The sequence below is a fragment of the Pedobacter aquae genome (assembly GCF_008195825.1).
Classification (GTDB): Bacteria; Bacteroidota; Bacteroidia; order Sphingobacteriales; family Sphingobacteriaceae; genus Pseudopedobacter; species Pseudopedobacter aquae.
On the sequence record NZ_CP043329.1, the window covers coordinates 805,018 to 816,629 of the forward strand.

Below are 11,612 nucleotides of genomic sequence, written 5' to 3' on the forward strand. Positions count from 1 at the left end.
ATTCATGAAAAATGTAATATTAAAATATTGTTTTTTATTGGGGATGATGGCTAGTCAGGTTGCTTATGCCCAGCAAAGCCAGCAACTTTGGTACAAGCAAGCTGCTGCAAAATGGACAGATGCTTTGCCTATTGGTAACGGTAGGCTAGGCGCTATGATATTTGCTGGCGTTACAGAAGACCATATCCAATTTAACGAAGAAACATTATGGACTGGCCAACCACGTAATTATAACCGAGAAGGTGCAGCGGCTTATTTGCCTAAAATAAGACAGCTTTTGGCCGATGGTAAACAAAAAGAAGCTGAGGATTTGGCTGCCCAGCATTTTATGGGCTTAAAAAGTAAAGAGGGAGATAAAGCTAGTTGGACAAAAGCTGTAAGCACTCAAAAATCTTTTGCTGAGGTAAATTTTAACGATAGTCAATGGAAAACTTTTCCAGTTCCTACTTATGAAGGTTGGGAATCTGCCGGATTAGAAGGTTTAGATGGCGCTTTATGGTTTAGAACAACTTTTACAGTACCAGAAAATATTGTCAATAAGAAACTAGTTTTAGATTTAAACAGAATCAGAAATTACGATTTAACCTACATCAACGGTAAATTAATTGGAAGCACAGAAGGGGATGGAGCTAGAAAATACAGGATCCCGGCAGGTTTATTAAAAGTTGGTAAAAACACTATTGCCGTACAAGTACTCAATTATTACGATAAAGGCGGAATTGCTGGTTTTAAAGATACTTCAAGGCATATTGGCATTTATCCAGAAGGGCAAAGTATAAAAGAAGGCATTTCTTTAAATGGCAATTGGAAATATTTTGTTCAAGATGATAATCCGCCAGAAGTAGCACAATTTCAGGCAGCTTATCAGCCTTTCGGCGATATATACTTGCGTTTTAAAGGGCATGAAAAGTATCAAAACTATAGAAGGACTTTAGATTTAGAAACCGCAATTAGCACTACCAGCTATACCGTTAACGGAGTAGATTTCAAAAGAGAATATTTTGCTTCGCAGCCAGACCAAGCAGTAGTTATGAGGCTAAGCGCTAATAAAGCTAAGAGTTTAAATCTCGAGGCTGTATTAGCATCAGTACATCAGAATTTTAGCTTAAGTAAGGTAGATAACCAAACCATAGCTCTAAAAGTAAAGGTAAAACATGGTGCTTTACATGGCGAAAGTTGGTTAAAAGCAACAGTTAAAGATGGTATTATCAATCAAAAAAATGGTAAACTTATCATCAGTAATGCTAGCGAAGTAGTTTTGTATTTGGTTGCAGCTAGTAATTTTCAGAACTATGAAAATGTAGGAGGAAATCCTCAGTTACTATGCCAGCAAGCTATGCAGAGGCTAAAAACAAAATCTTATCAAGATATTTTATCCTCTCACCTTAAAGAATATCAAAGCTATTACAAAGCGTTTTCTATAAAACTCGGGCAACAAGATTTGAGCTATTTACCCACCGATGTAAGGATAGACAAATTTGAAGAAGGCAAAGACGCAGATTTAGCAGCACTTTACGTACAATACGGAAGGTATTTATTAATTGCTAGCTCTAGACCGGGTACACAACCTGCTAACTTACAAGGTATTTGGAACGATTTACTATCGCCACCATGGGGAAGTAAATACACCACCAATATCAATGCTGAGATGAATTATTGGCCAGCAGAAGTCCTTAATTTATCGGCAACGCATCAAGCATTTTTTAAAATGGTTGAGGAATTGGCTTTTAGAGGTACAGAAACTGCACAAAAATATTATGGCGCAAGAGGCTGGGTTTTACACCATAATACAGATTTATGGCGAGGAACAGCACCCATAAACGCATCAAACCATGGTATTTGGCAAGGTGGTTCTGGCTGGGTGAGCAGTCATTTATACGAGCATTATTTGTTTACACAGGATAAAGAATTTCTGAAAAATAAAGCCTATCCTTTAATGAAAAGTGCTGCTCAGTTTTATGTTGATGTATTGGTAAAAGATCCAAAAACGGGGTGGCTCATCAGTACGCCATCAAATTCGCCCGAGAATGGGGGCTTAGTTGCTGGTCCAACTATGGATCATCAAATCATCAGAAATTTATTTAAAAGTTGTATAGCTGCCGCTGATGTTTTGGGTATTGATACAGATTTTAGAGATACTTTAAAGCAAAAATATCTGCAAATAGCACCTAACCAAATTGGTAAGCATGGGCAGTTACAAGAGTGGTTGCAAGATATAGACGACCCGCAAAATAAACACCGTCATGTTTCGCATTTATGGGCTGTGCATCCCGGAAATGAAATCAATTACGATGAAACACCAGATTTAATGAAAGCCGCTAAACAATCTTTAATTTACCGTGGCGATGAAGGTACAGGCTGGAGTTTAGCTTGGAAAATTAATTTCTGGGCTAGATTTAAGGATGCTGAGCATAGTTTAAAAATGCTTAAAATGCTCATTAAGCCAGCAGAAAAAGGTGGTGGTGCTTATGTAAATTTATTTGATGCGCATCCGCCATTTCAAATTGATGGCAATTTTGGAGGTGCTGCTGGTATTGCAGAAATGTTAGTGCAAAGTCAGTTAAATTACATCGATTTATTGCCTGCTTTACCAGCAGCTTGGTCTAGCGGAGAAGTTAAAGGCATTTGTGCCCGTGGTGGTTTCGAGCTTAGTTTTAGCTGGGCAAATGGTAAACTTAAAGAAGTTAAGGTTTTATCTAAAGCTGGGCAACCTTGTGTACTCAAATACGGAAATGCACAAATGACTATCCATACAGAAATAGGTAGAACTTACACATTAAATCAAGATTTAAAGCCATTATAATTTTCTGATTTCTAAATCATGATAAAAAACATCCTGAAAGGTTATACATTATTTTTAGTTGTCTTTTTACCGCTAATGAGCTCGGTTTTAAAAGCGCAAGAGCCTCGTATAAGTATTTCTTTAAATAGCAATTGGCGTTCAGTTGCAGATGATTATAACCCTAAGAAATATAACGGATTTGAAAATCCTGATTTCAAAGACCACGCTTGGGAAAAAGTTCAAGTTCCGCACAATTGGGATAAATATCATGGTTATAGGCGTATGCTACACGGCAACAGACATGGTTATGCTTGGTATCGTAAAAGCTTTAAAATCAATCAACAACAAAAGAATAAGCGTTATTTTTTATATTTTGAAGGTGTAGGTTCTTATGCTACGGTTTGGTTAAATGGTAAAAAAGTAGGTTACCATGCTGGCGGAAGAACAACTTTTACTTTGGATGTATCTGCAGTTATCAAACTCAATGGCGATGAAAATATTTTAGCTGTAAGAGCAGACCACCCCGCAGAAATTCGTGATTTACCTTGGGTAGATGGTGGATGCTCTACAGAACGTGGTTTTTCTGAAGGTTCGCAGCCTATGGGGATTTTTAGACCTGTACATTTAGTAGTTACCGATGCGGTAAGAATAGAACCTTTTGGTGTACATATCTGGAACGATAAACAAATATCAGCGAAAGCGGTAAAACTTTTCATCAATACCGAACTTAAAAATTACAGCGCCAAGAAAGAAGATGTTTTAGTACTGCAAGAATTTAAAAATCATGAGGGTAAAGTGGTTTTTACTTTACGTCAACAGGTGGTTTTAGAACCTCAAGCTACTAAAATAGCCAAACAAGAAACTACTATTCAGAACCCGCGGTTATGGTCTTTAGAAAATCCGTATTTGTATCAATTACAAACCAAAATCATTAGAAATAAGAAACTTACCGACGAGCTAACAACACCATACGGCATCCGTTGGATTAGCTGGCCTATAGGCGAAGATGCCCGACTTTCTAAACAGTTTTTGTTAAACGGGAAATCTGTTTTTATCAACGGAATTGCAGAATATGAACATTTAATAGGCAATAGTCATGCTTTTAGCGATGAGCAAATACGGTCTAGGGTTTTACAAATGAAGGGGGCTGGTTTTAACGCTTTCCGCGATGCTCATCAGCCACATAACCTTTTGTATCAAACCTATTGGGATAAACTAGGCATATTATCTTGGACACAAATGGCTGCGCATATTTGGTTTGATAATGAGGCTTTTAGAACCAATTTTAAAAATCTACTGAAAGATTGGGTGAAAGAACGAAGAAACAGCCCTTCTGTTGTGCTTTGGGGTTTAGAAAACGAGAGTACTTTACCCGAAGATTTTGCTAAAGAATGTTCAGAACTGATACGTTCTTTAGACCCAACAGCATCATCGCAAAGAAAAATAACCACTTGTAATGGCGGTAGCGGTACAGATTGGGATGTACCCCAAAACTGGACAGGTACTTATGGTGGCAATCCGCTAAACTATGGCGAGGATTTAAAAAGACAGATTTTGGTAGGGGAGTATGGCGCATGGCGAACATTAGATTACCATAGCGAAGGTCCGCATTTGCCCAATGTGAGCGATTATAACGAAGACCGTTTTACCGAGTTGATGGAAACTAAAGTAAGACTGGCAGATTCTGTAAAAAATGAAGTGACTGGGCATTATTTCTGGTTATGGACATCGCATGATAACCCGGGTAGGGTACAAGGTGGCGAAGGTTTAAGAGAGTTAGATAGAATTGGGCCGGTAAATTATAAAGGCTTATTAACACCTTGGGAAGAGCCTTTGGATGCTTATTATATGTTTAGGTCTAATTTTGCGCCCAAAGATAAAGAGCCAATGGTTTACATTGCCTCGCATACTTGGCCACAAAGGTGGACGAGCCCTGGTGTAAAAAACAACATCAGAATATATTCTAATTGCGATGAAGTAGAACTTTTTAATGATTTAAATGCATCTTCTTTAGGCAGAAGAAAGAAAAATGGTATAGGTACACATTTCCGTTGGGATGGAGTGATGATTAAGTACAATATCCTTTATGCTATTGCTTATGTTAACGGAAAAGCCGTTGCCCGGGATACCATTGTTTTACAAAATTTACCTAAAGCACCAAATTTCAATCTTTTATATGAAGGTGCTCAAAATATAACAGCATCAGCGAAAGCTTATAATTACTTATATAGGGTAAATTGTGGTGGCCCAGATTATCAGGATGAAAACGGACAAACTTGGATGGCAGATAGGTCATTACAAGATAAAAATACTTGGGGTTCAATATCCTGGGCAGCAGATTTTTCTTTGCAACCGACTTTCTTTGCTAGTCAGCGTAGAACCTTTGACCCCATAAGAGGCACAAAAGATTGGGCTCTTTTTCAGGATTTTAGGTATGGAAGGGACGAGTTAAGCTATCATTTTCCAGTACCAGATGGCGAGTATTTGGTAGAGCTTTATTTTACTGAACCTTGGCTAGGTACAGGCGGAGGGATAGATTGTACAGGCTTTAGGTTGTTTGATGTTGCTGTAAATGATGAAGTTGTGATAAACGATTTAGACATCTGGAAAGAAAGCGGACATGATGGTGCTTTAAAAAAATCTATTAAAGTACAGGTAAAAGGCGGTTTGCTTAAAATACACTTCCCAGAAGTAAAAGCAGGCCAAGCTTTAATTTCTGCTATCGCTGTAGCGAGCTTGAATCAGGATGTAAAGCCTGTAACTGCAAAGGCTTCTCTCATTAAAGAATTAAATGTTAAAGGCGATAGTTTTGAAGAAGCTAGCTGGTTAGATATTGGTCAGCAGCAATTTACCCAAAGTGATGAAACTTTTGTGAGCTTACCTGTTGTATTGTATGGTGCACATTGGTTAAAAAACTCAGGAAAAGTATTGGATGCATTAAGCTTCAAGGCTAAACAAAAACTCGATTTTTATATAGGCATTAAGCAGTCTTCAACCTTACCACTTTGGATAAAAGATTTTGAAGATACCCAAGCCTTTATCACCAACAGTAGCGGGGCGCAATATCGTGTTTACAAAAAGAAATTAGCCGAAGATGAATTGTTTTCTATTAACGATTTTAAGCAAGAAAAAGGAGTTTTTGTCGCTTTTATGCCAGAAAATAACTTACAACCAGCTTTCGATTTAAAGAAGAATACTTCTTACAAAGCAGCGCTTACATCGCTAGATAAAGGTGTAGAAAAACACCAATTGATGAATCAAGAAAGGCTAATATTTAAAGAAAATAATGCACAGGTTAAGTTTGATATTAAAGTTGGTGTAGCAGATGTTTATTCATTAACGATAAAATATCATAACCCTTTTAAAGAAGTTAAACAAGCCATTATTAGTGTTTTTGCTGCAGATGGTACTTTAATGAAAACAGCAGAATTGTTTGATTTAGAGCCTAGCAAAGAAGGTAAGTGGAGCTATTTCAGCACCACAACCGGTACCATGATAAACGCTGGTTCTTATCAGGTGATTATTACAGCAAAAGAGGCAGTTGGTATAAGTTTAGACGCTTTAGATGTACAATAAGCGTTAACTTCTATCTAAGTATTTCTTTTTGTAATCTAACGGAGTCATACCCGTTACTTTTTTAAAATGCCTGTAGAAATTAGATACATTGTTAAAACCGCAATCAAAGCAAATAACTTCTGTTGGGAGTTTATTTTCTACCAATAAGCGGCAGGCATGGCTAATTCTAATCTCAATCAAGAAATCGTAATAAGTTTTCTTGGTCATGAGTTTAAAATACCTACAAAAAGAGGTTACACTTAAATTACTGATGGAAGCAATTTCCTCTAAAGTAATATCCTTTTTATAATTACTGTGGGTGTAATTAAATACTTTATTTAATCGTATTGTGTCAGATTCGTTAGATTGATAGAAAGAACCTTGTCCGTTTACAATAGGTTCATATTCATGTGTTTCTGCTAATACTTTTAAGATAGAAAGGAGTAGAATAATTTTATCTAAACCTTCGGCTTGTGCGGTATTGCGCATTAAATCAGCAACTTTATCTCTAGCTTTTCCTTTAATAATCATACCACTTTTAGCTTTTTCATAAAGCTTTAAAAGCTGATAAGTTTCTGGTAAGGTAAGTAAGGTTTTACCCAAGCAGTCTGGTAAAAACTGCATTACAATACCTTCAATATTTAAATCTGTATTATTTTGATAGTAAGCCTCATTGCATCTCCATGCATGAGGTAAATTTTCGCCCAATAAAATAATCTCACCCGGTATAAAATTGCTGATATTATCACCAATAAAGCGTACACCTTCGCCAGCAATATTATAATGTAATTCAAGCTCTGGATGGTAATGCCATACATTGCCGTAATTGGGCATGATATGGTGCTTAATATTGAAAGAGCTTTCTATTTCTATAGATACTTTCCTGAATAAAGGTTTCATAAACGAAATTATTAATTGAAATAGGTTTATACTTTATTGTGATTAATAAAAGTAAAAATAGCAATTTTAAATGACAACATCCTATAAAAAATTGATAAAAATAAGCATTAATCACTTTTTATTATTGATGTACTTTGTATCATACCAGAATAGGTAGCCAATTATATTTTTTATCCATACAGAAGATGAAGTTTATCTCTCAAACATTATTTTTTATTTTCCTTATCTCTATTGGTCTTAATACTGCAAATGCACAAAATAGTAAACAAGATAAGGAAGCTTATCAGCAGGTTATTACCAAAAGAGCCGAAAAAATTGTAGCGCAGTTAGGTATCACGGATTCTACTCAATATAAGAGAGTAACATCAATTATTGCAAATCAATATTCAATAATAAATGAGCATCACGAAGATAGAGATGCGACTAACAAAAAACTCAAAGCCAATTTAAAAGACAATAAAGTTGAGCTAGAAAAACAATCGAAAGCTTATCAAGAAAAAGCAGATCAAAAGCTTGCTAAAATCCATAAGAATTACATTAAAAATTTAGAGAAAGAGCTTAATACAACGCAAATAGAGCAGGTAAAAGATGGTATGACTTACGGTGTTTTGCCCATAACACTTAAAGGTTATCATGAAATGTTACCAAATTTGAATGAATCGCAAAAAGCACAAATAAAAGCTTTTTTAACCGAGGCTCGTGAGCATGCTATGGACGCACCATCATCAGAAAAGAAACATGCTTGGTTTGGGAAATACAAAGGTAAAATCAATAATTATCTTTCTGCCCAAGGTATAGATATGAAGAAAGCTGGGCAAGAGTGGGAGCAACGTATAAAAGAAGCAAAAGAAAAGAAAAATAAGGGATGATAAAATGCTACAATATTTTGAAAAAATGCTATACAAAAGCAGCGTTTTTGCCTCTTATATTTGATATATAAATGTTGTAACCAATATTTTATAACCTAAATTATCATAAACGTATTTGAAGATTATAAGCTATAACTAATCGGTATATAATCCTGTATAAAAAGCAATAATAACTTTATAAAGCAGTAAAGATATGGTATCTTCTATTACTGTTGAGTGGTACTTATTGCCAAAAAAAGAACTAACCAAAAACGAATAATAACCAATTGAATCAAGAAGAACTATGAAGTTATCTTTACAAAAGCCACTAAACAAGCGTAATGTAATAAGGGCAGCCTGCGCTCCTTTATTATTAGCTTTGTTTTTGCCAGGTTCTGGCGTGGCGGCAGAGCGAAACGCCGGGTTGTCACTTCACATGGGGGCAACAAGTACTGCATCCCGTTGGGTAAATGTTACCGGTACAGTAAAAGACAGTAAGGGAGAGCCATTACCTGGTGTTGCTGTTAGAGTGAAGGGTACAAATACAGGTACCACAACAGATATTAATGGAGTTTTTAGATTAAACCTTCCTACAGGTAATGAAACTCTGATTGTATCATTCTTAGGTTTTACCACAAAAGAAATTCCTGCTGCTGGTAGAACTAATATCAGCATTACTATGGAAGAAAGTAGTAATGCCATGGATGAAATTGTTGTAACAGGTTACGGTCAGAAAAAGCGTTCAGAAATTATTGGTTCTGTGGCTACCGTTACAGGCGAAGAATTAATGGATATTCCGGCTCCAAATATAGCTGGTGCTTTAAGAAATAGGATAGCAGGTGTAGGCGTAAGTGAGGCTTCTGGAAGGCCAGGTGCTGGTATCAGATTAAATGTACGTGGTTCTTCTGCTTCTAGTAATTTATTTGGTGTTACGGATGAGCCCTTATATATTATAGATGGTATTACAGTTGCTGCGGAGAATTTTGAAAACTTAGATCCATCTATGGTAGAAACTATTACTATCTTAAAGGATGCATCGGCAGCTATTTATGGTGCTTCAGGAGCTAAAGGTGTTGTATTAGTAACCACTAAAAGAGGTAAAATAGGTAAGCCAAGTATCACTTATAATGGATATGTAGGTGTTTCTGATGCGGCAACGTCGCCTAAAATGTTATCAGCTTATGACCACGCCTTATTACTTAATGGTGATTTTGCAGTTAACAATGCACCAGCAGCTAATTTTTTTACTCCTGCTGATTTAGAAGTACTTAAAAACTCACAAATTAAAAGCTGGTATGATGAGTTATGGCAAGCTTCTACAACACAAAGACATAATCTTAGCATTTCTGGAGGAACGGAAAAAATTACATTTTTTGTTGGTGGTAGTTATCAGAATGAAAATGGTAATTATGCCGGTACAAAGCAAGATAAATATTCTTTTAGAAGTGGTTTAACAGCAGAAATTATACCTGGTTTAAAAGCAGATCTTAATTTTAACGTAGACCATAGAATAAGAGAGAGCCAGAATGATTTAGGTAACGAAACAGATGCTACTTTCTTTGAATCTATAGTTACAGTACCACAATGGGTACCTATTAGTATTGATGGTAAACCCGTTAACTTCAATAACAGAAATAACAGCCCCTTAGGTATTATAGGGTCTGGATATGCTGATACTAGAAGATCTCAAGGTTACCGCATTAATGCTAGTTTATCTTATGAACCAAAATTTTTAAAAGGTTTTAAAACAAGATTCCAAATTTCACAAGGCGGGGGTAATAGTAGCAACAGAGTTTACAGACCGCCATTTAATGTTTATGATTTTACCAGAACAGGCGGCAACAATTTGTTTTATACCAATCAGGTTTCTGCTACAAGAGTAGTTTCAGGCGGTACAAATAGCTTACTAGAACCAATATTAGGAAGAGATAACGGTTACCAAGGGTTTATTACTTTACAATATGGTAGAACTATTGGTAAACATACTTTAGATTTAACAGTAGGCGGCGAGCAAACTATAGGTTACTCAGAAAATTTAGGAGTAAGATGGATTAATCAATTATTACCTAACATAGGGGATTATTGGGCATTTGATCCTAACCTTATCACCAGTCGTGGTCTAAATATTTCAGAAAGTTCCAAACGCTCTTTCTTTGGTCGTTTTAATTACGATATAGATAAAAAATATATTTTGGAAGCTGTTGCTCGTTTAGATGCGTCTTCCAATTTCGCTACAGGAAACAGATGGGGGCTTTCTCCAAGTATTGGTTTAGGATGGATTGTAAGTAAAGAAAATTTCTTTATTGACAATGTTCCTTTCATCAATTTCTTAAAACTGAAAGCTAATTTCGGTATAACAGGCGATGATAGGGTAAATGCTAGATTGTGGCAAGAAAGATACGGAGTTGATGTTACCAATGGTTACATCTATGGAGAAACTAATACCGTTGGGATGAACCCTTCTGTTTTAGCAAATCCAGATATTACTTGGGAGAAGAAAAGTACTTTCAATGCCGGTATAGAAATGTCTATGTTGAATAATAAAATAGATGTTGGTATTGAGGTATTTAGAAATTACACTTATGACGGTTTTGATGGTGGTGTAAATGAAATATTCCCAATGTTTGTTGGTTTTGAATCACCAACAGTAAATTACCGCGAGGCTTATTCTTGGGGCTCTGAATTTACATTGGGATACAAAGCAAAAGTTGGTAAAGACTTATCTATTAATACCAGTATCAACTTTGGATACGGCAATTCTGTAGTAGATAGAACTTATTATAACATTTATCAATTATTTGAAAACACTCCACCAGATTGGAGAATCATGTTTGGTACAGATCCTAGAAGATTTAATAGTAGTAATATTGGTTTAATCAGTAAAGGTATGTTCAGAACTCAAGAAGAGGTTGATGCTTTCTTATCTCAAAATCCTAACTACACTATAGATGGTAAAGTACCACAACCAGGATGGTTGTATTTTGAAGACACCAACGGCGATGGAAGAATTACCGATAGAGATATGGTTCCAATGTTTGACAGAACAACACCTGCTTTTGCATCTGGTATTAATTTAAGCATAGGCTATAAAGCATTTAACTTAAGTACAAATATAGCAGCAAGGTTTGGAGGTAAAGTATTTTATGACAGTAGAGCATTAACTGCCCCTACCACCACCACTAATGCACTTGCTTTTTGGACAGACCGTTGGACACCTGAGAACCCAATGGAAGGTAAATTCCCAAGATTTGATGATGCAGCTTCAGTTAGAAGATGGAATTCAACTTTCTGGGCAGTAGATGGTACCACCATTAGGGTTAATAACATGACTTTAAGCTATAAAGTCCCTGCTAAATTAGCAAGTAAACTAGGTTTAGGTAGTGCAAGAGTATTGGCTACTGGTAATAACTTGTGGACAATTGTGAATCCATTACCTTATAAAGACCCATATACATCAAGTGCATATAACTACCCTACTTTAAGAACTATTTCTTTGGGGTTAAGTGTTAACTTATAAAATATTAAAT

5 protein-coding genes are annotated in these 11,612 nt (G+C 36.0%); 4 read left to right on the plus strand and 1 reads right to left on the minus strand.

Annotated features, from left to right (window positions below):
• Positions 1–4: 4 nt before the first annotated feature.
• Both FYC62_RS03675 and FYC62_RS03680 read left to right on the plus strand, forming a co-directional pair.
• Positions 5–2,803 (plus strand): glycoside hydrolase family 95 protein, encoded by a 2,799-nt coding sequence (locus FYC62_RS03675; RefSeq protein WP_149073961.1) that lies wholly within the window; start codon positions 5–7, stop codon positions 2,801–2,803.
• Positions 2,804–2,821: 18 nt separating this feature from the next.
• On the plus strand, positions 2,822–6,358 hold the full coding sequence (locus tag FYC62_RS03680; protein ID WP_149073962.1) for a malectin domain-containing carbohydrate-binding protein: 3,537 nt from the start codon (positions 2,822–2,824) through the stop codon (positions 6,356–6,358).
• 3 nt (positions 6,359–6,361) lie between these two features.
• Here the strand turns inward: FYC62_RS03680 and FYC62_RS03685 are convergent, their stop codons facing one another.
• Positions 6,362–7,237, minus strand: a complete 876-nt coding sequence (locus FYC62_RS03685; RefSeq protein ID WP_149073963.1) for an AraC family transcriptional regulator — start codon at positions 7,235–7,237, stop codon at positions 6,362–6,364.
• Between the two features lie 185 nt (positions 7,238–7,422).
• Between FYC62_RS03685 and FYC62_RS03690 the strand changes: the two genes are divergently transcribed.
• Both FYC62_RS03690 and FYC62_RS03695 read left to right on the plus strand, forming a co-directional pair.
• Positions 7,423–8,106: a DUF3826 domain-containing protein gene (locus tag FYC62_RS03690; protein WP_149073964.1), complete on the plus strand. Its 684-nt coding sequence runs from the start codon at positions 7,423–7,425 to the stop codon at positions 8,104–8,106.
• A 283-nt stretch (positions 8,107–8,389) separates the two neighbouring features.
• Positions 8,390–11,602, plus strand: coding sequence for a SusC/RagA family TonB-linked outer membrane protein (locus FYC62_RS03695; protein WP_149073965.1), 3,213 nt, complete (start codon positions 8,390–8,392; stop codon positions 11,600–11,602).
• Positions 11,603–11,612 lie beyond the last annotated feature (10 nt).